The sequence below is a fragment of the Pannonibacter indicus genome (assembly GCF_001418225.1).
Lineage (GTDB): Bacteria > Pseudomonadota > Alphaproteobacteria > Rhizobiales > Stappiaceae > Pannonibacter > Pannonibacter indicus.
This window is the reverse complement of sequence record NZ_LIPT01000005.1, coordinates 1-24210: the sequence shown is the minus strand read 5'-3', so window position 1 is coordinate 24210 and position 24210 is coordinate 1. Positions and strand designations below refer to the sequence as shown.

The following is a 24210-nucleotide window of genomic DNA, read 5'->3' as shown; positions in this document are numbered from 1 at the left end:
CATTTTGCCCCGCCTGGGGCGTCTGAGGTTTTGCTGTGCCGGCAGGTTTTGGCCGGCAGGCAATGTTGCGGCGGTTCGAACGGCCTGAAACCGTCAGAAACCGCCCGGGAGGCACTATCATGCGGATTTTGAAGCGGATGTTCACGCCGGAGGGATGGACCGCGGCTCCGGTTCCGGCCTTCGTTCGGCACGGCTTCGCAGCCCTTCTGGCGGCATCGGTGATTCTGCCGCTGGCCGGAGTGGCCCCGTCGGCAGCCCAGCAGAAGCGTATCGTGCAGGTGCCCAATGCCGATTACTTCGGCGGCGACTACCGCACGGTCAAGGATGTGGACATCGCCACCTGCGAAAGTGCCTGCCTTGATGACCGCCAGTGCAAGGTCTTCACCTACAACACCTCAGCCCGCTGGTGCTTCCTGAAGAATGTGCAGGGCGAGCTTCAGGCCTTCAACGGTGCCATTGCCGGCCGTGTGGTCGAGGTCCGGGCCTCTTCCAAGGCCACCATTGCCGAGCGGCGGGCCGAGCTGAGCTTCGTTTCCAACTACTACATGGAAGAAGCCCAGCGTTATGCCTCGCAGGTGACGCGGACCAGCACACCGGCCAGCACCCCTGCCGAGACCCAGTTGCAGCAGGCCGAACAGGACCTGTTGATGAGTTCCTATACCCAGGCGCAGGCGGCCTTCAGCTCGCTTCTGGCCGTGGATACGGCCAACAGTGCCGCATGGACCGGTCTGTCTCTGGCGCAGGTCAACCAGCAGCCGGACGACTGGGAGCAGCGCATGGCCCTGCGCCGCAACAGCATTTCGGCGGCGGTAAATGGTTACCTCAACGCCGCTGACAGCGCCCAGCAGGGTGCTGCGCTTGACGCGCTGTCAAAAGCCTTTGCCCTGTCGCAGGAGTGGAAGCCGGCGATCCGCAGCCTGCGCAAGGCGCGCGATCTCAATCCGTCCGATCCGTCCCTGACTCAGCGCTATGAAAAGATGGTCGCGGACCACGGCTTCCGCATTCTCGATCACCGGGTGGACGCGGATGCGGCCGAACCGCGTATCTGCGTCATTTTCTCCGATGAGCTGGAAAAGAACAGGGATTTCTCTGATTTCGTGAAAGTGCAGGGCGGCAACGGTACGGCGGTCACCTCCGAAGGCTCGCAGCTTTGCGTCACCGGTGTGCGCCATGGCCAGCGCTATGACATGCAACTGCGCGCCGGTGTGCCCGCCAATGATGGCGAAAAGCTGGAGAAGACCGCCAATCTGACGCTTTACATCCGCGACCGCGCGCCGTCCGTCCACTTCCTCGGCCGGGCCTATGTGCTGCCGAAGGGCAAGGACGCGACGATCCCGGTTGTTTCCGTCAACAGCAAGGAAGTGGCGCTGGAAATCTTCCGCGTCGGCGACCGCGGCCTTGTGGACGTGGTGCGCGACGAGCGTTTCATGCGCCAGCTGTCTTACTATGACAGCAACCAGCTTGAAGACGAGCTGGGCGAAAAGGTCTGGTCCGGCGTCGTTGAGACGGCAAGCCCGCTGAACGAGGACGTGACGACGGCGATCCCGCTGGAGGACATGGGCCTTGAGCTGAAGCCGGGCGTGTATGCCATGTCGGCCAAGTCGAAGCTCGACAAGACCGACGAGTGGAGCAGCAAGGCCACCCAGTGGTTCATCGTCTCCGAAATCGGCCTCAGCTCCTACTCGGGCACGGAAGGGGTGATTGCCTCCCTGCGCTCGCTCTCCGATGCCAAGCCGATGGCAGGCGTGAAAGTCCGCCTCGTTGCCGTCAACAATGAGGTGCTGGGCGAGACCCTCTCCGATGCCAACGGCCTTGCCAGTTTTGCGGCCGGCCTGTCGCGAGGCCGTGGCGGCCGGGCTCCGGCGCTGGTCGTTGCTGAAACAGAGCAGGGCGACTACTCCTTCCTTGACCTGCGCAAGCCGGCCTTCGATCTGTCCGACCGTGGCGTCGAGGGCCGTCCGGCTCCCGGGCCGCTGGATGTGTTCAGCTGGACCGACAAGGGCATCTACCGCTCGGGTGAGACGGTGCACGCCCAGGCGCTGCTGCGCACGGCCAAGGCCGACGCCCAGACGGATCTGCCGCTGACCTTCATCTTCATCCGTCCCGATGGCGTCGAATATTCCCGTACCGTGATCAATGATGGCGGTCTGGGCGGCTATCTTCAGGACCTGTCCCTGCCGGCCGGCGTGCAGCAGGGCTCCTGGACGCTGCGTGTCCATCTGGACCCCAAAGGCAACGCGCTGGCCGAAAAGACCTTCCTCGTGGAGGACTATCAGCCGGAACGCGTTGATTACACGCTGAAGGCATCGGCCGATGCGCTGAGCCTTGCCCGTCCGGTGGACGTGACGGTGGAGGGGCGGTTCCTCTATGGCGCCCCGGCGGCCAATCAGACGCTTGAGGGCGAGATCATCGCTGCCCCGGTGCGCAACCTTTCGGGCTTCCCCGGCTATGTCTTCGGCCTTGCGGACGAGGGTATCTATCCGGAACGCGCCAGCCTGCCCGAGGGCCTTGCGACCGACGAAAATGGTGTGGTGACGTTCCCGCTCTCCCTGCCGCAGCTGCAACCCACGTCGGGGCTTTACACCTCGACGCTGATCACCCGTCTGGTGGAAGCCGGCGGACGCTATGTGGAGCGCAGCCTTGATCTGCCGGTTCTGCCCGGCGGTCCGCGTATCGGCGTGAAGCCGCTGTTCTCCGGCGGTGTCGATGAAGGCGGCCCGGCGGATTACGAGATCGTGCTCGTCAATGAAAACGGCAAGCAGATTGCAGGCAAGGGCATCACCTGGACCCTGTCGCGCATCGACCGCCGCTATCAGTGGTACCGCAGCGACGGCCAGTGGAACTTCGAACCGGTGACCTCCAGCGAACGGGTGTCCTCCGGCAAGATCGACATTCCCTCCGATGGTCCGGCACGGCTCTCCCTGCCTGTGAACTGGGGTGAGTACAAGCTGGAAGTCTCGCTCGGCGGCAGTCAGCCGGCGGAAACCAGCGACACCTTCTCGGCCGGCTGGTACTCGGCAGGCGGCTCTTCCGATACGCCTGACCGCCTGGAAGTGGGCCTCGACAAGTCCGCCTACCGCCCCGGCGAAACGGCCATCCTGCGCCTGAAGCCGAAGACGGAAGGCGTGGCCGTGATCAATGTCTTTGGCGAGGGCCTGCTGGAAACCAAAACCGTCGAAGTGGATGGTTCGGAAACCGAAGTCAGCCTGACGGTGACGGATGACTGGGGGGCAGGGGCCTATGTGACTGCCACCCTGCTGCGCCCGATGGACATCGATGCCAAGCGCATGCCCGCCCGCAGCATCGGCCTTGCCTGGGGCAAGGTGGAGCCGGGCGAGCGCAAGCTGGCGGTGGAAATCACCGCGCCGGACACCATGCGCCCGCGTCAGGAACTGACCGCAACCCTGAAGCTTGCCAACCTGCCTGCTGGCGACAAGGCCTATGTGACGCTGGCTGCCGTGGATGTGGGCATCCTCAACCTCACGGGCTACAAGGCACCGGAGCCCAGCTCCTGGTACTTCGGCCAGCGCCGCCTCGGCATCGAGATCCGTGACCTTTACGGCCAGCTGATTGACCGCACGGCCGGCACACGCGGCACGGTACGCTCCGGTGGTGACGGCGGCTCCGGCCTCAAGGCCCCGCCGCCCGACGAGGAGCCGGTGGCGCTGTTCTCCGGCATCGTTGAAGTCAGCGATGACGGCACGGCGGCTGTGACCTTCAACGTGCCGGACTTCAACGGAACCCTGAAGCTGATGGCCGTTGCCTGGTCCGCCAGTGGCGTGGGCGAAGCCAGCCGTGACGTGCAGGTGCGCGATCCGGTCGTGATGAGCACCAGCCTGCCGGCCTTCATGGCGCCGGGCGATACGTCGCGCATCCTGATCGAGATCGGCAATGTGGATGGTCCTGCCGGCTCCTACGAGCTGGTGACCAGCATCGACGGGCCGGTGGAGCTGGAAGACGGCCAGGCCACCCGTGTGGTGGAGCTCGCCAAGGGCGGCAAGCTGGAACTGCGCCTGCCGGTGAAGGCCGTGGAGGCAGTGGGTGATGCCGCCATTGATCTGGCCATGTCCGGACCGGAAGGCACCACGGCATCCAAGTCCCTGAAGCTTGGCGTGCGCGATACCCAGCCCTATTCCACCCAGACGGAGACGATCGAACTTGGGGCCGGCGAGGAACTGGTGTTGGACAGCTCCACCCTCGAGGGGTTCCATGCAGACACCGCGTCTGTCAGCCTTGCCATTGGCGGTAAGGCAAATATTGACGTGACCGGGCTGCTCGACGCGCTGGACCGCTATCCCTATGGCTGCACCGAACAGACGACAAGCCGCGCCCTGCCGCTGCTGTATCTGAACGAAGTGGCAGAGGATGCGGGGCTTGGCACGGATCCCGAACTGCGTGAACGGGTCGTCAATGCCATCGCCCGGGTGCTGGCGAACCAGAACTCTTCCGGTTCCTTCGGCATGTGGAACAGCTATGGCGAAAGCGACACCTGGCTCGACGCCTATGTAACGGACTTCCTCGTGCGTGCCCGTGAAAAGGGCTATGACGTGCCGGACGTGGCCTATGCGGCGGCGCTGGACAGCCTGCAGAACCGCGTTTCCTACGCCAATGACTTCTCGTCGGGCGGGGAGGGCATTGCCTATGCGCTCTATGTCCTGTCCCGGACGGGCCGCGCCTCCATCGGTGACCTGCGCTACTACATGGATGTGAAGTTCGAGGATTTCTCGACCCCGCTGGCCAAGGCACAGGTCTCCGCCGCTCTCGCCCTCTACGGCGAACAGCAGCGTTCGGCCCGTGGCTTCGAAAAGGCTGCCGATGGCCTGCCGCTGGAGCGGACCGGCATCTTCCGCGAGGACTACGGCTCGCCGGTGCGTGATGCTGCGGGCATTCTGACCTATATGTCGGAAGCCGGGCAGAGCAAGGCCAGCAGCACGGTGGCTGACTTCATCGCCGCCAAGCAGGATGTCAGCGCCTATAACTCCACACAGGAAATGGCCTGGATGCTGATGGCCGCCCGTCAGGCAAATGAAGATGCCCGCAAGTCCACCTTCTCCGTGGACGGGCAGGAACAGACGGGCCGTCTGGGCTGGCGTTTCACCGGCGAGGACGTCTCGGACGAAGCGGTGACCTTTGCCAACACCAGCGGCAGGCCGCAGCGCGTCATGCTGACCGTGACCGGCCAGACGACCGAGCCGCTGCCGGAAGGCGGCGAGGGCTTTGCCATCTCCCGCAAGATCTATGATCTGGACGGGGCTGAGGTTGATCCTGCCGCTGTGCCCTACAACAGCCGCCTGGTGGTGGTGATCGAGGTGGAGCCTCTGACGGAAAACAACGGCCGGCTGATCGTGGTGGACCGTCTGCCCGGCGGCCTTGTCATCGACAACCCGCGCCTCGTCCGCTCCGGCGATCTGGGGGCACTGTCCTGGCTGAACACCATCGACATGCCCGACCATGTGGAGTTCCGTCAGGACCGCTTCGTGGTGTCCGTGGACCAGCGCCGCTTCGGCGATCCGGTGCTGACCTTCGCCTATCTGGCGCGGGCGGTGACGCCGGGCTCCTATGCCCATCCGCCTGCAACGGTGGAGGACATGTATGTCACCAGCCGTTACGGCGTGACGGCCACAGGCCGGTTCGAGATCCTCGGGCCGGTACGCTGAGCGGGGGAGGGGAGGCCTCTCTTCCCTGCTGAAACGGCACTGTTCACTTTGGACGCACGGAGAAGGATTGGGCCTTCCTTTTGCCGCAGCACCCCTCTCCCCCCTTGAGGGGGAGATGTCAGCGCAAGCTGACAGAGGGGGGTAGCTGCGCCTCAATACGGCAGGCCCCCTCTTGCAACCGGACAGGCTGCATACCCCCCTCTGCCCCCTGCCGGGGGCATCTCCCCCTCAAGGGGGGAGAGGAGCTGGAGCCTGACTGGCAGTCTGTTGTAAACACTGCCTGCTGAAACGGGATGAGCCAGTCATGACCGATGGCGAAGACAAGCTGGTTCAATCATCTGAACTGTCCGGGCGGGAGGCCTCCTGCCCGGACAGCAAACCGCCGCGCATGCGCATCAGGCGCCGCCGCTTTTGGCTAATGGGCTGTGTTGCCGGGCTGGTTCTTGCCGCTGCCGGGGCTGGGGCCTTGCAGGTTGCGCTCGATGTGGCGGCGGTGCCGTCCGCCCGCAAATATGATGATCTGTCCGTTTCCCGGACTGTGCTCGACCGCAATGGCGATCTGCTGCGCGCCTTCACCGCCTCTGACGAGCGCTGGCGCCTGCCGGTGGACGTCACCGCCGTCGATCCTCTCTATATAAGGATGCTCATCGCCTTCGAGGACAGGCGCTTCCGGGACCATGGCGGCGTGGATCCTCTGGCGCTGGCCCGCTCTCTTGGCCAGATGCTGATGGCGGGGCGCATCATCTCCGGTGGTTCCACCCTCACCATGCAGACCGCGCGTCTTGCCCGCGAGGCGGACACGCGCAGCCTTTCCGGCAAATATCAGCAGATGGTGGCCGCACTGGCCATGGAGCGGGATCTGTCCAAGGACGAGATTCTCCGGCTCTATCTTCTGCGTGCGCCCTTCGGCGGTAATCTGGAAGGCGTGCGGGCGGCAAGCCTCGTCTGGTTCGGCAAGGAGCCGGGCCGTCTGACGCCGGCAGAGGCTGCTCTGCTCGTCGCCCTGCCGCAGGCGCCGGAAGCTCGCAGGCCTGACCGCTCGCCGGATGCTGCCCGTGTGGCGCGGGACCGGGTGCTGGACAGGGCCGTAGAGGCCGGTGTTCTGGATGAAGAAGAAGCAGCCGCCGCCAAGGGCGAATCTGTTCCTTCCGTTCGCCGCGCCATGCCGATGATCGCCCCGCACCTGACCCGCCAGGTGGTGAGCGCCAATCCTCAGGCCCTGGAGCAGCGCCTGACCCTTGACCGCAATCTGCAGCAGTCGCTCGAAGCCCTGCTGGCCTCGAAAGTGCGGGGCGGCAATTCCCGCCTTTCCGCTGCGGCCCTTGTGGCCGACCACACCACGGGCGAGATTCTGGCCTGGGTCGGCTCGCCCGGCCTTGAGGAAGAAAGCCGTCAGGGGCACGTGGACATGGTCACCGCCGTGCGTTCCCCCGGCTCGGCGCTGAAGCCCTTCATCTATGGGCTGGCCTTCGAGGAGGGCATCGCCCACCCGGAAAGCTACATCGAGGACCGGCCCGTTCGCATTGGCGGCTACACGCCGACAAACTTCGACATGTCCTTTCAGGGCACTGTGACCGTACGCGAAGCCTTGCAGCTTTCGCTCAACATTCCCGCTGTCCGGCTGCTGGATGCTGTGGGGCCTGCCCAGCTGACGGCTCGCATGCGCCGCGCGGGCGTCGAGCCGGTTCTGCCCTCAGGCATTGCGCCGGGGCTGGCCATCGGCCTTGGCGGCGTTGGCCTCAGCCTCAAGGACCTCGCAACGCTTTATGCGGACCTTGCCAACGGCGGCAAGGCGATGCCGCTGCGCTTTGACATGAAGGCAAGCGCCCGGCCGTCTTCCCTGCCGCTGTTGGAGCCTGCGGCGGCCTGGTATGTCGGCGATGTCCTTCTCGGCGTGCCGCGCCCCGATTCGAGCGGTGAGGGCGAAATCGCCTTCAAGACCGGCACGGCCTATGGCTACCGGGATGCGGTGGCGGCCGGATTCGACGGCCGCCACGTGGTCGCCGTCTGGACCGGGCGGCCGGATGGCACGCCGGTGCCGGGCATGACCGGCATCAATTCTGCCGCACCGATTCTGTTTGAGGCGTTCCAGCGGCTCGGGGCCAAGCGCATTCCCCTGCCGCAGCCGCCTGCCGGTGTGCTGCAGAGCGCCAATGCCGGATTGCCTCTGCCGCTGAAGGAAGCACGTGTCCGTTCGCTCGACAGCGGAGGACCAGTAGCAACGCATTCTGCTGGAACACAGCCCGCCCAGAAGAGTGCAGCACTGCGAATCGCCTATCCGCCCGATGGTGCAGAGGTCGAACTTGGCCTTGCATCGGACCGGAATGCGGCGCTGGTGGTGAAACTTCAGGGCGGCCGCGGGCCTTATGCCTGGTTTGCCAACGGGCGTCCCGTCGGAACCGGCCAGTTCATGACCAGCCTGGCCTGGGCGCCCGACGGTCCGGGCGATTCTGTCATCACAGTCGTGGATGCGGATGGCCGCAGCGACCGGATCAGTGTCCGCCTGCACTGAACCCGGCTGATCTTCAGCGCTTGCCTTGCAGCCACGGACGGCGGAAACCGCCCGCTGTTGCCGCTGTGCCGCGCCGAATCCGCTCTGCGAGACAATCTTTCAACAGGGACGCAGCTGCAGATTAACCAGGGAAGAAACGGATTCGTAAGGGTTTTTCCGCCCAGATCCGGCCTCACTGGTTACGAGAACCTTAAGATCGCCCCCAAAGTCGTGACTTTCGTGCAACACCGCATTTTGAAAGCGGCCCCGAGCCGGGGGGAGAGGGTGTTTCGAGGTTGAACGAAAAACGCGGATGGGTATGGTCACTGTGCGAGCGGCCTCCGGGTCGCACTGGATTGCCGTCCAAGGATCATACCTCCGGCCGGTGGCAATATCAGAACAATTCGCGGGGATCGGTGGAATTCGATTGTAGCCCAAGAGGGCGGCGGCGATGAACACCATTGATTGACTGATTTGGAGGTCAGAAAATGAACCTTAAGAGCATTCTGCTCGGCGCGGCTGCTGCCGCTGCTGCTGCCACCACCGCACAGGCCGCTGATCTGCCGGTCGCTCCGGAGCCGGTTGACTACGTTCGCGTTTGCGACGCTTTCGGCACGGGCTTCTTCTACATCCCGGGCACCGAGACCTGCCTCCGCGTTGGCGGCCGCGTCCGCGCTGACTTCTACTTCAACGACTTCGGCGACAGCAACGCTTCCGGTTCCAACGCTTGGGACGAGCGCACCGATGCCGGCACCTCGACCCGTGCTCGTGGCTACATCCGTCTGGATGCACGCACCAACACCGAGTACGGCCTGGTTCGCGCCTACATCGACACCTACTTCACTGCCAACTCTGGCGTTGGTGACACTTCCTCGACGGGCACCACGCTCGACAAGGCGTTCATCCAGTTCGGCAGCTTCACCTTCGGCCGTACCACGTCCTTCTTCGACTACTTCACCGGTGGCGCCTTCAACGGCCCGATCGGTCACGTCTGGTCTGATAAGGGCTCGACCTGGGTTGCTGCTTACACCGCTGCTTTCGGCAACGGCATCAGCGCCACTCTCTCGGTTGAAGATGGCACCTACCGCCAGATCGGTACCACTGGTCACCGCGCTCCGGACCTCGTCGCAAACCTGCGCGTCGACCAGGGTTGGGGTTCGGCTCAGATCATGGGTGCTCTGCACGAAGCACGCCTTGCTCAGACCGCTTCCAAGACCAAGGTTGGCTACGCAATCGGCGCTGGCGTGACCTTCAAGCTGCCGATGATCGCAGCCAAGGACTCCATCTCCTTCCAGGCTCAGTATGCTGACGGCGCTACCTCCTACGTTGGTGCTCCGAGCATCACCGGCCTGCAGGACGCATACTTCTTCGGCGGCACGACCAAGACCACCAAGGCTTGGTCCGTCAGCGGCGGTCTGACCCACTACTGGACCTCGCAGTGGTCGACGAACATCGACGCTTCCTACGCGAAGATCGATCTGCCGTTCGGCTTCAACGATGCGACCCAGTGGGGCGTTTCGGGTAACCTGGTTTGGGAGCCGGTCTCCGGTCTCATCTTCGGTGGCGAGCTCGAGTACCGCAACCGTTCGATCAAGAACGCTGCTGACAAGGACTCCATCGCTGGCATGTTCCGCGTTCAGCGCACGTTCTAATCAGATCCTCTGGATTTGATGGAAACCCCGCAGCGAAAGCTGCGGGGTTTTTCTTTGTTCAAGATGCTGTGCGATTACAGCGGTCGTTTTGTCGTGGTCTCGTCCAGTCTCTGCCTGTGGCTGTGGCATGACTAAGACCAACTCTCGATGAGCTTAACTCATCGAGAGTTGGTCAAGCCCGTGCGGCACCTGAGCACTTTCAAGGCGTGATGCGTCAGCATCTCAGCGCCTTGGTATAAGCTCTGCCGGTCTTTGGTGGAGGCGGGCTTCAAGCGGAAGACTTCCTGCCGGGAGCGGCCCGATCAACCGTCCACCCTTGCCCGCAGAAAGTCCTCTATCGCCCTCTGGCTGAGGCTGTCCCACAGGAGCGGCGCGTGGCCTTCGTCCGGGATGGTCAGGCTTGAGAGGTCCGGATGTGTGGCGGCCATCTCCTGCAGGGTCTCCTGCGTCAGCAAACGGGAATTGGCGCCGCGCAGCACGAGTACCGGCCTGTCCAGCAACGGGGCGAACAGGGGCCAGAGTTCGGGCCAGGGCGTATCAGCGGTGATGGCTTCCATCGGCTTGTCCAGCGCGGGGTCGTGGTCAAAGATGACGCCTTCTTGGGTTGCCCTTCCGGCCTGTCTGGCGAATTTCAGCCAGCCGGCATCGTCGATCTTCAGAAAATCACGGGCGAGGGCGCTCTTCAGTGTGGCTGCCACGTCCTCGAAGCTGGCATAGACCCGGCGCGCGGCAAAGCTGTCACGGATCTCGAGGAGCGCGCCGAGCTCGATTCGCGGCCCCACATCGTTCAGGATCGCCGCGCAGAAGATCTCACGCGGGATTTGCGCTGCCATCATCATGGCATGCAGCCCGCCGCGGGAGGTGCCCAGCACCGCAAAGCGGGGCAGGGCGGCCTGAGCCAGAAACAGCGCAATGTCAGAGGCTTCTACGGGCAGGCTGTAGTTGGTCCAGTTCTGATCCCATCCGCTTCGCCCGCGCCCGCGATAGTCGAGCGCATAGACCTTGCGGCCATTGGCGGCGAGAGCCTGCCCCACATCCGCAAAATCCCGGGTGTTGCGGCTGAGGCCCGGAAGGCAGATCAGCGGCACGGCACCGGGCACCTCAACGGGCGGATGCCAGACGCATCCGGCAAGCCTGAGCCCGTCGGCGGCCGTCCAGTGAAAGTCTTCTGCCGTAATGCTCATGATCTCTCCCCGGCTGCCCGGCTCTTGCTGCCGGTTTGCAGCCACCATTTCCGGATGCCGCAGGAGCAGCCATGCTACCTTGCTGCAACAGGTGTGCAAGGCCTGTCCGCAAGCGCAATCTGATGCCGTCTAAGCCATTGCCGCAGGGCCGCTTGCACATTATTGTGCCGGACCATTCCCGCCTGAAATCTGCGGGAAAACAAAGTCGAACAAGGAATTCTGAAAATGTTCAAGGGATCGATACCAGCGCTGATCACTCCGTTCCGGAATGGCGCGGTCGATGAGAAACGCTTTCAGGATTTTGTGGACTGGCAGATCAAAGAGGGCAGCTCCGGCCTCGTTCCGGTGGGCACCACGGGCGAAAGCCCGACGCTGACTCACGACGAGCACAAGCGCGTGATCGAACTCTGCATCGAGGTGACGGCTGGCCGCGTGCCGGTGATTGCCGGTGCCGGTTCCAACAACACCACTGAGGCGATCGATTTCGCCCGCCATGCGGAAAAGGCTGGCGCAGATGCGCTGCTGGTGGTGACGCCTTACTACAACAAGCCGAACCAGGCGGGCCTCAAGGCGCATTTCCGGGCGATTGATGATGCTGTGGGCATCCCCATCATCATGTATAATATTCCGGGCCGCTCGGTCATCGACATGACGCCGGAGACCATGGCAGAGCTGTTCAGCACCTGCCGCAACATCAAGGGTGTCAAGGACGCGACCGCGAACATGGCGCGCGTCACCATGCAGCGCAAGGCCTGCGGCCCGGACTTCCTCCAGCTCTCGGGCGAGGATATCACGGCGCTCGGCTTCAACGCCCACGGCGGGCAGGGCTGCATTTCGGTGACGGCCAACGTGGCACCGAAGCTCTGCGCCGAGTTCCAGGCGGCAACGCTGCGCGGTGACTATGCCGCCGCGCTCGCCATTCAGGACCGGCTGGGCCCGCTCCACAACGCGCTCTTCATCGAGCCGAACCCGACCGGCGTGAAATATGCCCTGTCGCTCCTCGGCAAGATCGGGAACGAAGTCCGTCTGCCGCTGGTGCCGGTTTCGCCGGAAACGCAGGCCCAGATCCGCGATGCCATGGTGCACGCGGGCCTGATCAACTGAAATAGCGTGACCGGAAGGGCCTGGACCGCCCCTTCGGTCTGATTTATGGCAAAACCTCTCTAGTCATCCCGGACGCAGCGAAGCGGAGATCCGGGACCGGTGAGCCAAGGCGCACCGGTTATGGCTCTGGAGAAAACAACTTGCCCTCCGGCTCACCGGTCCCGGCTTGCGCTGCGCTTGGCCGGATGACGAAAGAGGGGTAGGTTGTGTTGACAAACTGACCGGAAGGGCCGGGATGTGGCCCTTCCGCGTCCATGCAGGGAAGATGTGACCATGGCGCCCAAGTCTGGCGGCCCCGCCCGGACGGTTGTTTCGGACAACAGGAAGGCGCGGTTCAACTACGAGATCGAGGACGTTCTGGAAGTCGGCATTGAGCTGCGCGGCACGGAAGTTAAAGCCCTGCGCGGCGGCAAGGCCAACATTCAGGAATCCTACGCGGCGGAGAAAGACGGTCAGATCTGGCTCTATAATTCCTATCTGCCGGAATACCTTCAGGCCAACCGCTTCAACCACGAGCCGCGCCGCCCGCGCCGCCTGCTGCTGCACAAGCGCCAGATCGCCAAGCTGGCAGCAGCCGTGGCCAAGGAAGGCAAGACGCTGGTGCCGCTGAAGATCTATTTCAACGAGCAGGGCCGCGCCAAGCTGGAGCTCGCCCTTGCCCGCGGCAAGAAACTGCATGACAAGCGCGAAACCGAGAAGGCCCGCGACTGGGCCCGCGAAAAGGGCCGTCTGCTGAAGTCCGGCGGCTGACTTGCCAGACGTGTTGAAACCTTCCGGAAAACCCTGTGCCCAAGTCTGTTGACAGCTTGTGAAAGAGCTGTTGGCAGGCTGTGTATATATTGTGGGTAAAGCTCATATGCGGCACGTTCAAGAGCATGGGCAAGACGCCGCCACCTGTGACGGACCACACCGTATTCGTCATCCCATGACTTGATCATGGGATCCATGCCGTTCCGTTTCAGCTTGCACCTTGTGCCATTCCAGTGCGATGCGGAAGGTCTTTATCCGTTGACGGCAATGGAATGAATGCCATGATCAAGTCATGGCATGACGGAGTGTGTGGTTATGATGCTGGGGAGCTCTAATGCATCAGGGAGAAGCCTTGCAGCTTCTCCCTGTGCCGTTTCACACCAAGGCTTTCGATGCTGACGCATCACGCCTTGAAACTGCTCATGCTATCAAAGCTTGCCCGTGCCGAACTTGTTGGTGCGGGGGAAGCCGGTGGGGGGCAGGCGGCCTGCCTGGCCCCGGTCGCCGCGCCAGTCGGCGAGATCGTCCATGGAGCGGTTGAAGCTGCGGCCCGAGCTGTCAACCCAGACAAGACCGGCTTCGCCTGAGAAGACCACCGCATCGGCGACGCTGCCATCCCGGTAGCGCTGCAGGCGCACGCCGCGTCCGCGGCCCATTTCCGGCACCTGCGCCAGCGGGAAGACCAGCAGCTTGCGGTTCTGGCCGATGATGGCGACCTGATCGCCTTCCACCGGAATGCAGAGCACGGCCTCATTCGGCGCGGTGACGTTCAGCACCTGCTTGCCCTTGCGGGTGTTGGCGATGACATCGGCCTCCGGCACGATGAAGCCGCGTGCCTCGTCGCTGATCACCATCAGTTTGCGGCCCGGCTTGTGGATGAAGGCGCAGACGATGTCCTGGCCCTCGTCCATGTCCACCATCAGGCGCACCGGCTCGCCATGCCCGCGCCCGCCCGGCAGGGTGGCGGCGGAAAGGGTGAAGAACTTGCCGGCTGTGGTCAGCAGCAGAATCTTGTCCGTTGTCTCGCCATGGAACGAAAACTTCAGCTTGTCGCCCTGCTTGAAGGCGACCGTCGAAAGATCCTGCTGATGGCCCTTGAGCGCACGGATCCAGCCCTTCTCCGAGATGATGACCGTGACAGGCTCCTTCTCGATCATCGCCTGCTGGATGTCGCCGATGTCATGGTCCGGCGCTTCGGCCACATCGGTGCGGCGCTTGCCGAGTTCGGTCTCCGGGCCATAGGCCTTGGCGATTTCCGCCGTTTCCTTGGCCAGATGCGCCCACTGCTTGGCGTCAGAGACCAGCAGTGCATTGATAGCGTCACGCTCGGCGCTGAGCTTCTCGTGCTCCTTGCGGATTTCCATTTCCTCAAGCTTGCGCAGCGAACGCAGGCGCATGTTGAGAATGGCTTCGGCCTGCACGTCGGAGAGGCTGAAAGCGCGCATCAGCTCCACCTTCGGCTCATCCTCCTCACGGATGATGCGGATTACCTCGTCGAGGTTGAGATAGGCGATCAGATAGCCTTCCAGCACCTCAAGCCGGTGCAGGATCTGCGCCAGACGGTGCTGCGAGCGGCGCACCAGCACTTCCTTGCGGTGGTCCAGCCACTCGCGCAGAACCTGCTTCAGGCCCATCACCATGGGCACCTTGCCCATGGACAAGACGTTGAGGTTCAGCGGGAAGCGGGTTTCAAGCTCACTGAGCTTGAACAGGGATTCCATCAGAAGGGCAGGGTCGACGTTGCGCGAGCGCGGCACCAGAACAACGCGCACGTCTTCGGCGGATTCGTCACGCACATCGTCCAGCAGCGGCAGCTTGCGGGCGGTCAGCAGCTCGGCGATCTTCTCGATCAGGCGCGACTTCTGCACCTGATAGGGGATCTCGGTGACGACGACGACCCACTGGCCGCGCCCCAGATCCTCCACGGCCCAGCGGGCGCGGACGCGGAAGCTGCCCCGGCCGGTCTCATAGGCCTCCAGCAGCCCCTTGGGATCATCCACGAGAATACCGCCGGTGGGGAAGTCCGGGCCCTTGAGATAGGCCAGCAGATCCCGCGTCTCGGCTTCCGGGTGCTTGATCAGGTGCTGGGCGGCAAGGCACAGCTCATGGGCATTGTGCGGCGGGATGGACGTCGCCATGCCCACGGCAATACCGGAAGAGCCGTTGGCGAGCAGATTCGGGAAGCCGCCTGGCAGAACCAGCGGTTCGCGCTCTTCGCCGTCATAGGTCTCGCGGAAATCGACTGCGTCCTCGTCGAGCCCGTCGAGCAGACGCTTGGCCGTGTCGGTCAGGCGCGCTTCGGTGTAACGCATCGCCGCCGCATTATCGCCGTCGATGTTGCCGAAGTTGCCCTGGCCCTCGATCAGCGGATAGCGCTGCGCGAAGTCCTGAGCGAGGCGCACAAGGGCGTCATAGACCGCCTGATCGCCATGCGGGTGATACTTACCGATCACGTCGCCGACCACGCGGGCGCATTTCTTGAAGCCGGCACCGGGGTCCAGCTTCAGGAGGCGCATGGCGTAGAGCAGGCGCCGGTGAACCGGCTTCAGGCCGTCGCGCACATCGGGCAGCGCCCGGTGCATGATGGTGGAGAGGGCATAGGCAAGGTACCGTTCTTCCAGCGCTTCGCGCAGGTTGACGCCTTCAATGCCGCTTGGTGGAATCAGCTCGTTTCCCATGAGGCGAGCCATAGCCCGGATTGGCCCATTCACACAATTCTGCGGGGGTGGAAATGGCAGAATTCTGCAGGTTTTTCCCCGGTCTTGAGCGGTCTATCCGCCAAACCCCATCAGCCCTGCCTGCTCGTAGGCCTTGGCGAAGGCCGCCGTCATGCCGGTCCGGGTGGTGGAGAGGTCAAGGCCGGCGGGGCCGGTGACGTGCCGGTCGAGGAAGAAGGCAGTGAGCGTGAAGCCGCCGGAGAGGTCGGCGAAGTTGATTTCCGTGCCCGGCTGGCGCTCGCCCTCGACCAGAAAGGCAGGCAGGGGCAGCAGTTTGTCCCGGTAGGGGGCTCCGGCATCGCGGCTGACGGCACGCGCGCTTTTCGGCGACACATAGGCCAGATCCCATGCCTGGCCGGTAGCTGCGCAGCGGCTGAGGTCAAGGCCGTAGCCGAGTTCTGTCAGCAGCGCCAGTTCATAGCGCACAATCAGGGGGCCCGCGATCAGCGGCTCATGCAGGTGGTCCAGCACCACGGTGAGGGCCTGAAACAGCCCCTCATGTGCGGCGCGCTCCGGCAGCAGGCGGGTGAGGGCGGCCAGATGCTGCACGCCATAAAGAGCGCATGCTTCCTGCATCAGGAAACCGGCGCGTAATGACAGGCCCTCAACGGAGAAAAGGCCGAGCTGGCCGGGCAGCCGGGCGCGCCAGGTAAGGCGCAGCGTGTTGCCGGGCTGCAACAGCGGCGTCATGCGGGAGGAGCGGGCGGAGCGGACAAGGCCGAGATACCGGCCCTGATGGCGGGTCATCACCTCGGCGACAGCCGCGCTTTCCCCTTGCGGGCGGCAGGAAAGGAGAACGCCGTCATCTGTCCATTCCATCGGCGTGCCACACGGTTTCCCTGTTCTGTGTCCCGCGCCGGATCAGCGCGGGAATTCCAGCCCCATTTCGCGGTAGCGCTCCGGATCATCGGCCCAGTTCTCGCGCACCTTGACGAAGAGGAACAGATGCACGGGCCGTTCCACGATTTCCGTCAGTTCGGTGCGGGCGGCCTGCGAGATGATCTTGATGGTCTGGCCCTTCTTGCCCAGCACGATGGCCTTCTGGCTGTCACGCTCCACATAGATCGTCTGCTCGATGCGCACGGAGCCATCCTTGCGCTCTTCCCACAGTTCGGTCTCGACGGTGGAGACGTAGGGGATTTCCTCGTGCAGGCGCTCGAACAGCTTCTCGCGGGTGATTTCCGCCGCCAGCATGCGCATGGGGGCATCGGAAACCTGATCCTCCGGATAAAGCCAGGGTCCGGGGCGCACTTCTCCGGCGAAATAGGTGAGAATGTCCGAAACGCCATCGCCGGTCAGGGCCGAGACCATGAAGGTGCGCTCGAAAGCAACGGTTTCGTTCGCGGTGGAAGCGACTTTCAGCAGCTTCTCACGGTTGGCCACGTCTGTCTTGTTGAGGATCAGCACTTTCTTGCCGGGCATGTCAGCAAGCCGGCCAAGAATGGCTTCCACTTCTTCCGTCAGGCCCTTGCGGGCGTCGATCAGCAGGGCGGTCACATCCGCGTCGCGTGCGCCGCCCCAGGCGGTGTCGACCATCGCCCGGTCCAGCCGGCGCTTGGGTTTGAAGATGCCGGGGGTGTCCACGAAGATGATCTGCGACGCGCCATGCATGGCGATGCCGCGCACGATGGCGCGTGTCGTCTGGACCTTGTGCGTGACGATGGAAACCTTGGTGCCGACGAGCTGGTTGATCAGCGTCGATTTGCCGGCGTTCGGCGCGCCGATGAGGGCAACGAAGCCCGCACGGGTGCCGTCTGCGGTATGAAGGGCGTCCATGTCGGTCCCGGCGGTGCCGGGCAGGTCCTGATCGGTCAAATCTGTCGTCTTTCAAGGTGTCAACCGGTGTGGCGGACAGCGGTCCGGCCCCGGCGGGTCAATCATAGCGGGTTTGTTGGATGAGGCGAAGCATCCCGTGCATGGGCCCCGGGCGTCAGTCGCTCCAGACGCCTTCCCGCCGCAGCATGGTTTCGGCGGCAGCCTGTTCGGCCACGCGCTTGGAGTTGCCGCGCCCTTCGGCGCTGGGGAATTTTTCCACCTGCACGGCAACGATGAATTCCGGCGCATGGTCTGGGCCGGTGCGGTCCACCACCTTGTAGACCGGGGCCGGCAGGCTCTTGGCCTGCACCCACTCCTGCAGGGTGGTCTTGGCATCGCGCAAGGGGCCGGAGAAGGTCAGCATGCGTGGCTCCCACAGGCGGCGCACGAAATCTTCCGCCGTCTCGAAGCCTGCGTCCAGATAGATGGCGGCAATTACAGCCTCGCAGATATCGGCCAGCAGCGCCGTTTTCTGGCGCCCGCCGGTTTGCGCCTCGCTCTGGCTGATGCGCATGTCATCGCCCAGCTTCAGCTCGATGGCGATCTCGGCGCAGGTCTCGCGCTTGACCATGTGGTTCAGACGCCGCGCCATTTCGCCTTCATCGGCACGCGGATAGTGCCGGTGCAGCATGCTGGCAACAGCAAGCCCGAGCACCCGGTCGCCGAGGAACTCAAGCCGCTGGTAGCTGCCGCCGGACGTATCGGCCCCGGACAGGGCGCTGGCATGGGTCAGCGCCTGCTGCAGCAGGCTGCGGTCGGTAAACTTGTGGCCGATGCGCGCCTCGACGGCGGCAAGCATGTCTGTCTTGCGGGAAATGGTCATGCCGTCTCCTGCCTCAGATCGACTGGAACAGCCGGTCCCAGCGTATGGACCAGGGCCAGTACCAGAACTGCCAGGCAGGGTGACCGCCATCCACCGAAAAGAAGATCACTTCGGCGCGGCCGACAAAGTTGTCGAGCGGCACATAACCGACACCGCCCAGTTCCACCGGCACGCGGCTGTCGGTGGAATTGTCACGGTTGTCGCCCATCATGAAGTAATGGCCGGCCGGCACCTTGAACGGGCGGGTGTTGTCGGACTGTCCGCGCGGGGTCAGGTCCAGCGTGTCGTAGCTGACGCCATTGGGCAGGGTTTCACGGTAGCGGGCGACACGGCGTTCGTTACCGAAGCTGTCCTTGTCGATGAAGTCCTCGATGCGCTCACGCGGGACGGCCTCGCCGTTGATATGCAGCACTCCATCGATCATCTGGATCTCATCGCCCGGCAGGCCGATGACCCGCTTGATGTAGTCGGTGGAATTATCGTGCGGCGTCTTGAACACGGCCACGTCCCCACGCTGCGGATCCGAGCTCAGCAAGCGGCCGGAGAAGGGCGGCATGCCGAAGGGGAAGGAGTAGCGCGAATAGCCGTAGCTGTATTTCGACACAAACAGGTAATCGCCGATCAGCAGCGTGTTCATCATGGACCCTGAGGGGATGTTGAACGGCTGAAACAGGAACGTGCGCACGACCAGCGCGATCAGCAGGGCTTGAACGATCACCTTGACCGTTTCGCCAAGGCTGCCTTCCTTGGCTTTTTTCTTGTCCGTCACGCTCATGTCGTCCTTCATTCGTGCCGTGAGGCGCCATCGGCCTCAGTCTGTTGCTGCGACTTTTAGCCGTTCATGCCGGGGCTGGCAACGCAAGGCTTGGCGCAAGGTCTGCGGCAAGGCATGCAAACGTGGCTTTATGGCCGTTTGAGAAAGCCTCAGGCCTGCTCGCGCACGGGCAGGGCAGGGGGCTCCGGCCAGTCCTGCGGCCAGGCGGAAATCACCACGAAGGCCTGCGCCAGCGGGTAGTCATCGGTAATGGTCAGGTCAATGCGGGCCTTGAAGCCTTCGGGCGTCAGCCGGGCAAGCCGCCCGGCGGCGCTGCCTGTGAGTTCCAGTGTCGGACGGCCGCTGGGCAGGTTCACCACCCCCATCTCCCGCCAGGCAACGCCCATACGGATGCCGGTGCCAAGTGCCTTGGAACAGGCCTCCTTTGCGGCAAAGCGTTTGGCATAGGAGGCTGCCCGCTCGGCGCGCCGGTCGGAGCGCTGGCGCTCCCTTTCGGTGAAGACGCGGTTGGTGAAGCGCTCGCCGAACCGTTCCAGTGTCTGCTCGATGCGGCGTATGTCGATCAGATCGCTGCCGATGCCAAGAATCATGGCTGCCTTTCCCGGGCCCGTCAGAACGCGCAAGACATGCAATTAGGATGCCGGACAGGCATCTTCAAGCTATTCGGCCTTGCGGCTTGCGTCCCGCCGCTTTTCAAGGCGCAGGCGCTTGGCTTCCTGATAGGTGCGCACGCTCTGAAAAACAATGACATAGCACAGTGCACCGCAGACCAGGCCAAGGGGAATGCCGCCGATCAGCATGGGCTTGATCACCGGCCAGAGCGTATCTAAAGACTGCTCCATCAGGTTGAAGCCATAGCGGGTGGCGCCTTCGCGGCGGGCAATCTCATGCTGGCTCGACCCGAGGATCAGGTGACCCAGTTTGTAGGTCGCGGCCCAGATGAAGGGAAAAGTCAGCGGATTGCCGACAGCGGTGCCAAGAGCCGAAGCAATTATGTTGCCCCGGATCGCGAAGGCGCAGGCGGCCGCCAGCAGGAAATGAAAGCCCATAAAGGGGGTAAAGGAGGCGAAGGCGCCTGCCGCGAAACCTCTGGCGACGGCATCGGGACTGGCGGTCAGGCGCAGGACACGCTTGCCATAATAGCGGAACGACCGGGACCAGCTCGCCCGCGGCCACACGGCGACGCGCATCTTTTGAAGCCGGGTTGGCGGTGTTCTGCGCTGAAACAGCATGCGGTCCTGTCTCCCTTTCCCGTTTTGCCCGCTCAGGCGAGGTTGCGGCTTCCCGGCTTCACGGCTGGCAGCGCCGCCAGTTCCGGCGGCAGCTTGTCCGGCTCATAGGCCGGCACCTTGTACTGTGTCAGCGATACAAGTGGCACGGTTGTGTCCGCCTCTCCGGCAGAGCGGTCAATCAGGCAGGCCACGGCCAGAACGTCTGCGCCGATGGCCCGCAGGGCCTCCACCGTCTCGCGGCTGGACAGGCCCGTGGTGACGATATCTTCAACGATGACGACGCGCGCGCCCTTTTCCATCTCGAAGCGGCGCAGGCGGAACTCGCCTCCCTCACGCTCCACCCACATGGCCGGAACGCCGAGGTGGCGGGCCGTTTCATAACCGGGGATCAGGCCACCAAGGGCAGGAGAGACGACGGCATCGATCTTGCCAAGGCCGGCTGCCTCGATCTTCCGCGCTAGCGCCTTGCACAGGCGTTCGGTCTTCTCCGGATACATGAAGACGCGGGCCTTCTGCAGGAAGACCGGGCTGCGCAGCCCGGAGGAAAGAATGAAATGCCCTTCCAGAATGGCCCCCGCCTCGCGGAAAACGGCCAGGACTTCGTCCTGCGTCATCGTCCAAAGTCTCCGTCTTGTGCCGGGTCAGCCGTTGACACGTGTCACGCTCGACACGTTCGGCTTGGCCCGCAGCTGGTTGATGATACGATTCAGGTGTTTCAGATCCCATACCTCGAGATCGATGATCATCTGATGGAAATCGGCCACCTTGCGGACCATCTTCAGATTGTCGATGTTGCCGCCATTGTCGCCGATCACCTGGGCGATGGCGGCGAGTGAGCCGGGCTCATTCAGCGCTGACACGTTGATGCGCGCCGGGAAGCGCTCCGGGTTGTCCACGTCGATGTCCCAGCGCACGTCGATCCAGCGGTCGCTCTGGTCGTCGAATTCCTTCAGTGCCGGCGACTGGATCGGATAGATCGTCAGCCCTTCCGAAGGCGTCAGGATGCCGACGATCCGGTCTCCGGGCACGGCGCCGCCATTGGGGGCAAAGCTCACCGGAATGTCACCGGTCAGGCCGCGGATCGGCAGCGCCATGCCATCGGTACCCTGCGCGGCATCGGGAATGCGGAACTTCAGGCCCTGGCCTTTCTCAAGATCGAACCAGCCTTCACCAGGCTCCGGCTTCAGATGAGCCGTGCGCTCGTCCTGATAGTCCGGGTGGACTGCCTTGACCACCTGTTGCGCGCTCAACTCGCCGCGCCCGACGCTGGCCAGCAGATCGGCAACGGTTTCCTGATTGAGCAGGCCGAGCACGCCGTCCAGCAGGCCTTCCGAATAAGGCTTGCCCGCACGGTTGAAGGCGCGCTGCAGCACGTGCTCGCCAAGGGCGCCGTACTGCTTGCGGATGGATTCGCGCGTGGCCCGGCGGATCGCGGCCTTGGCCTTGCCGGTCACGGCAATTGATTCCCAGGCGGGCGGCGGCGTCTGTGCCTGCGAACGGATGACTTCCACCTCGTCGCCGTTCCGCAGTTCGGTCACCAGCGGCATGATCTTGCCGTTGATCTTGCAGCCGACGCAGGTGTTGCCGATGCCCGTATGCACCGCATAGGCAAAGTCGATGGGTGTCGCCCCGCGCGGCAGGGCGATCAGGCGGCCCTTGGGGGTGAAGCAGAACACCTGATCGTGGAACAGTTCCAGCTTTGTGTTTTCAAGGAATTCTTCCGGCGTGTCGCCCTGCGACAAGAGGTCGATGGTGCGCCGCAGCCATTCATAGGCGCGGCTTTCATCCGTGTGCCGGGCAATGTTGCGCCCGCCCGTCTGCCCGTCCTTGTAGAGGGCGTGCGCGGCAATACCGTATTCGGCCACCCGGTCCATCGCCTCGGTGCGGATCTGCAGTTCCACGCGCTGGCGGCTGGGGCCGACGATCGTGGTGTGGATCGAGCGGTAGTCGTTCTGCTTCGGCGTCGAGATGTAATCCTTGAACCGCCCCGGGACGGTCGGCCAGGTGGTGTGGATGATGCCCAGAACCCGGTAGCAGGCCTCGGTGGTGCCGACGATGACGCGGAAGCCGTAAATGTCGGAAAGCTGCTCGAAGCCCAGCGACTTCTGCTGCATCTTGCGGAAGATGGAGTAGGGGCGCTTCTCACGGCCCTTGACCCGGGCAGCGATGCCGCGCTCGGCGATCTGGGCGGTCAGCAGGCTTTCGATCTCGCCGATCAGCCCGCCGTTGCGCTCGCGCAGGCCCGTGAGCCGCTCGGCAATCGTGGCATAGGCTTCCGGATTGAGCACCTGGAAGGACAGGTCCTCCAGCTCCTCGCGCATGTCCTGCATGCCCATGCGCCCGGCGAGCGGGGCATAGATCTCCATCGTCTCTTCGGCGATGCGGCCGCGCTTGTGCTCCGGCATGTGATGGAGCGTGCGCATATTGTGAAGCCGGTCCGCCAGCTTCACCAGCAGTACACGCACATCATCGGCGATGGCGAGCAGCAGCTTGCGGAAATTCTCCGCCTGCTTGGTCTTCTGGGAGACGAGGTCGAGGCGCTTGATCTTGGTCAGGCCTTCGACAAGCTTGCCGATTTCCTCGCCGAAGACCGTGTCGATCTCCGCGCGGGTGGCATCCGTGTCCTCGATGGTGTCATGCAGCAGCGCGACGGCAACGGTCGCGTCATCCAGCCTGAGATCGGTCAGGATAGCAGCCACTTCGAGCGGATGGGAAAAATAAGGATCGCCGGAAGCGCGGGTCTGGGACCCGTGCTTCTTCATGGCATAGACATAGGCCTTGTTCAAAAGGCCTTCATCGGCATTCGGATTATAGCGGGTAACCCGTTCGACAAGCTCGTATTGGCGCATCATGGCCGCAGCAGACACCCTTGGACACAGATTGCAGCACCAGGGCTTGCCAACTCAGATGACCCGCCTCATGCCGGAAATCAGATGTCGTCCGAACGCTCCGGCGGCACAAGGCCTTCCAGACCGCGCAGCAGATCTTCTTCCGACATGCGGTCGAACTCAACGTTCGAATCGTCTACCGCATTGACCTGGGTGCCGCCAGAATTGCTGGACGGAACGAGCGGTACGGCTTCCGCCTCCGGCTCATCCACTTCCACATATTTCTGCAGAGAATGAATGAGGTCTTCCTTAAGATCTTCCGGGCTCACAGTCTCATCTGCGATTTCTCGCAGGGCGACGACCGGATTCTTGTCGTTGTCGCGATCGATGGTCAGCGGCGAACCGCTTGAGATCATCCGGGCGCGATGTGCTGCCAGCAGCACCAGCTCGAACCGGTTATTAACCTTGTCGATGCAATCCTCGACGGTCACGCGCGCCATAGGACTTCTCCATATGTTCTGAAATTCAAGTGGTGAGCATATATTCGCAACTGCACCTTAGCGCAACCCTCGCTGTTTCGTGATCGATCTTGAGGTGCCAGATCGGCGAAAAAATGGCTTGAGAACCTTTCACACGTCCAAATGGTGGCCATATTTACGATTGCGTATGGCTGCGCCAATGTAGTACCCCAACTGTTGCGTCCATGAAAAGACGTCCAAATAATGGCGTTCAGTTAAAAGTTTAGCTTTTGCTGACTTGGAGGCAACGCAAGCGAGCGAGTGATTGTTTATACAAGTCAAACAATTGCGCCCTGACAGGTTGAGTGCTGCACCTGATCCACCCCCATTGAACGGGTCCACCTTGAAGTATGGTTTTGACCCTGAAGGAGGACCACAATGGCAAACAAGCGACACAAGCCCGACGAGATCGTCACGAAGCTTCGGCAGGTTGAGGTTTTGCGCGGCCAAGGCATGGCGATGGCGGATGCCGTTCGCCAGATCGGCGTTTCCGAGCTGACGTTCTACCGGTGGCGTAAGCAATATGGCGGCATGAGCCGTGACCAGCTTCGGCAGTTGAAGGATCTCCAGAAGGAGAACGAACGGCTTCGCAAGGCGGTGGCGGATCTGACGCTGGACAAGCTGATCCTGACGGAGGCTGCGCGGGGAAACTTCTGAGCCCCTC

At 63.3% G+C, this 24210-nt stretch carries 16 protein-coding genes and 1 pseudogene; 6 read left to right on the top strand and 11 right to left on the bottom strand.

Annotated elements, in window-relative coordinates; translation table 11 throughout:
- Positions 1-119: 119 nt before the first annotated feature.
- The 3 genes from ASC48_RS09605 to ASC48_RS09595 all read left to right on the top strand — a co-directional run bounded on the left by ASC48_RS09605 (position 120) and on the right by ASC48_RS09595 (position 9800).
- Positions 120-5657 (top strand): alpha-2-macroglobulin family protein, encoded by a 5538-nt coding sequence (locus ASC48_RS09605; RefSeq protein ID WP_208975642.1) that lies wholly within the window; start codon positions 120-122, stop codon positions 5655-5657.
- Positions 5658-5961: 304 nt separating this feature from the next.
- Positions 5962-8169 carry a penicillin-binding protein 1C gene (gene pbpC, locus ASC48_RS09600; protein WP_082440065.1) on the top strand — a complete coding sequence of 736 codons (2208 nt, stop codon included), beginning with the start codon at positions 5962-5964 and terminating at the stop codon, positions 8167-8169.
- Between the two features lie 467 nt (positions 8170-8636).
- Positions 8637-9800, top strand: a complete 1164-nt coding sequence (locus tag ASC48_RS09595; protein ID WP_055455549.1) for a porin — start codon at positions 8637-8639, stop codon at positions 9798-9800.
- Positions 9801-10102: 302 nt separating this feature from the next.
- On the opposite strand, the gene ASC48_RS09590 is transcribed toward ASC48_RS09595, so the two are convergent.
- The gene (locus tag ASC48_RS09590; protein ID WP_072242583.1) at positions 10103-10984 is read right to left on the bottom strand and encodes an alpha/beta fold hydrolase; all 882 of its coding nucleotides are present in this window, start codon (positions 10982-10984) and stop codon (positions 10103-10105) included.
- Between the two features lie 225 nt (positions 10985-11209).
- Here ASC48_RS09590 and dapA point away from each other — a divergent pair, with 225 nt between their 5' ends.
- Together dapA and smpB are read left to right on the top strand one after the other, a co-directional pair.
- Positions 11210-12088 (top strand): 4-hydroxy-tetrahydrodipicolinate synthase, encoded by an 879-nt coding sequence (gene dapA, locus ASC48_RS09585; protein ID WP_055455547.1) that lies wholly within the window; start codon positions 11210-11212, stop codon positions 12086-12088.
- Positions 12089-12361: 273 nt separating this feature from the next.
- Positions 12362-12838 (top strand): SsrA-binding protein SmpB, encoded by a 477-nt coding sequence (gene smpB, locus ASC48_RS09580; protein WP_055455546.1) that lies wholly within the window; start codon positions 12362-12364, stop codon positions 12836-12838.
- Positions 12839-13266: 428 nt separating this feature from the next.
- Here the strand turns inward: smpB and parC are convergent, their stop codons facing one another.
- From parC to rpoZ, 10 genes are all read right to left on the bottom strand, one after another.
- Positions 13267-15516 (bottom strand): DNA topoisomerase IV subunit A, encoded by a 2250-nt coding sequence (gene parC / locus ASC48_RS09575; RefSeq protein ID WP_055455545.1) that lies wholly within the window; start codon positions 15514-15516, stop codon positions 13267-13269.
- Positions 15517-15609: 93 nt separating this feature from the next.
- Positions 15610-16374 carry a DNA repair protein RecO gene (gene recO / locus ASC48_RS09570; protein WP_055455544.1) on the bottom strand — a complete coding sequence of 255 codons (765 nt, stop codon included), beginning with the start codon at positions 16372-16374 and terminating at the stop codon, positions 15610-15612.
- Positions 16375-16416: 42 nt separating this feature from the next.
- On the bottom strand, positions 16417-17331 hold the full coding sequence (era, locus tag ASC48_RS09565) for a GTPase Era (protein WP_055455689.1): 915 nt from the start codon (positions 17329-17331) through the stop codon (positions 16417-16419).
- A 154-nt stretch (positions 17332-17485) separates the two neighbouring features.
- Complete coding sequence (gene rnc, locus ASC48_RS09560) at positions 17486-18193, bottom strand: ribonuclease III (RefSeq protein WP_055455543.1); 708 nt, start codon at positions 18191-18193, stop codon at positions 17486-17488.
- Positions 18194-18206: 13 nt separating this feature from the next.
- The gene (gene lepB / locus ASC48_RS09555; protein ID WP_055455688.1) at positions 18207-18968 is read right to left on the bottom strand and encodes a signal peptidase I; all 762 of its coding nucleotides are present in this window, start codon (positions 18966-18968) and stop codon (positions 18207-18209) included.
- Positions 18969-19117: 149 nt separating this feature from the next.
- Positions 19118-19558 (bottom strand): holo-ACP synthase, encoded by a 441-nt coding sequence (acpS, locus tag ASC48_RS09550; RefSeq protein WP_055455687.1) that lies wholly within the window; start codon positions 19556-19558, stop codon positions 19118-19120.
- A 69-nt stretch (positions 19559-19627) separates the two neighbouring features.
- Positions 19628-20200 (bottom strand): DUF2062 domain-containing protein, encoded by a 573-nt coding sequence (locus tag ASC48_RS09545; protein WP_055455542.1) that lies wholly within the window; start codon positions 20198-20200, stop codon positions 19628-19630.
- Positions 20201-20232: 32 nt separating this feature from the next.
- Positions 20233-20814 carry an orotate phosphoribosyltransferase gene (pyrE, locus tag ASC48_RS09540; protein ID WP_050471292.1) on the bottom strand — a complete coding sequence of 194 codons (582 nt, stop codon included), beginning with the start codon at positions 20812-20814 and terminating at the stop codon, positions 20233-20235.
- 27 nt (positions 20815-20841) lie between these two features.
- The gene (locus ASC48_RS09535) at positions 20842-23052 is read right to left on the bottom strand and encodes a RelA/SpoT family protein (protein WP_055455541.1); all 2211 of its coding nucleotides are present in this window, start codon (positions 23050-23052) and stop codon (positions 20842-20844) included.
- A 77-nt stretch (positions 23053-23129) separates the two neighbouring features.
- The gene (gene rpoZ, locus ASC48_RS09530; RefSeq protein ID WP_055455540.1) at positions 23130-23528 is read right to left on the bottom strand and encodes a DNA-directed RNA polymerase subunit omega; all 399 of its coding nucleotides are present in this window, start codon (positions 23526-23528) and stop codon (positions 23130-23132) included.
- A 396-nt stretch (positions 23529-23924) separates the two neighbouring features.
- Here rpoZ and ASC48_RS09525 point away from each other — a divergent pair.
- Positions 23925-24194, top strand: a pseudogene (locus tag ASC48_RS09525) (transposase); the annotation flags it as partial.
- Between the last annotated feature and the right edge of the window lie 16 nt (positions 24195-24210).

What these genes read in the sequence shown, in the direction of transcription:
- lepB (WP_055455688.1), bottom strand. Translation starts at nt 18,968, where the DNA reads ATGAGCGTGACGGACAAGAAAAAAGCCAAGGAAGGCAGCCTTGGCGAA.
- parC (WP_055455545.1), bottom strand. Translation starts at nt 15,516, where the DNA reads ATGGGAAACGAGCTGATTCCACCAAGCGGCATTGAAGGCGTCAACCTG.
- ASC48_RS09545 (WP_055455542.1), bottom strand. Translation starts at nt 20,200, where the DNA reads ATGCTGTTTCAGCGCAGAACACCGCCAACCCGGCTTCAAAAGATGCGC.
- smpB (WP_055455546.1), top strand. Translation starts at nt 12,362, where the DNA reads ATGGCGCCCAAGTCTGGCGGCCCCGCCCGGACGGTTGTTTCGGACAAC.
- ASC48_RS09535 (WP_055455541.1), bottom strand. Translation starts at nt 23,052, where the DNA reads ATGATGCGCCAATACGAGCTTGTCGAACGGGTTACCCGCTATAATCCG.
- pyrE (WP_050471292.1), bottom strand. Translation starts at nt 20,814, where the DNA reads ATGACGCAGGACGAAGTCCTGGCCGTTTTCCGCGAGGCGGGGGCCATT.
- rnc (WP_055455543.1), bottom strand. Translation starts at nt 18,193, where the DNA reads ATGACCATTTCCCGCAAGACAGACATGCTTGCCGCCGTCGAGGCGCGC.
- ASC48_RS09605 (WP_208975642.1), top strand. Translation starts at nt 120, where the DNA reads ATGCGGATTTTGAAGCGGATGTTCACGCCGGAGGGATGGACCGCGGCT.
- rpoZ (WP_055455540.1), bottom strand. Translation starts at nt 23,528, where the DNA reads ATGGCGCGCGTGACCGTCGAGGATTGCATCGACAAGGTTAATAACCGG.
- recO (WP_055455544.1), bottom strand. Translation starts at nt 16,374, where the DNA reads ATGGAATGGACAGATGACGGCGTTCTCCTTTCCTGCCGCCCGCAAGGG.
- dapA (WP_055455547.1), top strand. Translation starts at nt 11,210, where the DNA reads ATGTTCAAGGGATCGATACCAGCGCTGATCACTCCGTTCCGGAATGGC.
- ASC48_RS09595 (WP_055455549.1), top strand. Translation starts at nt 8,637, where the DNA reads ATGAACCTTAAGAGCATTCTGCTCGGCGCGGCTGCTGCCGCTGCTGCT.
- ASC48_RS09590 (WP_072242583.1), bottom strand. Translation starts at nt 10,984, where the DNA reads ATGAGCATTACGGCAGAAGACTTTCACTGGACGGCCGCCGACGGGCTC.
- era (WP_055455689.1), bottom strand. Translation starts at nt 17,331, where the DNA reads ATGGACGCCCTTCATACCGCAGACGGCACCCGTGCGGGCTTCGTTGCC.
- pbpC (WP_082440065.1), top strand. Translation starts at nt 5,962, where the DNA reads ATGACCGATGGCGAAGACAAGCTGGTTCAATCATCTGAACTGTCCGGG.
- acpS (WP_055455687.1), bottom strand. Translation starts at nt 19,558, where the DNA reads ATGATTCTTGGCATCGGCAGCGATCTGATCGACATACGCCGCATCGAG.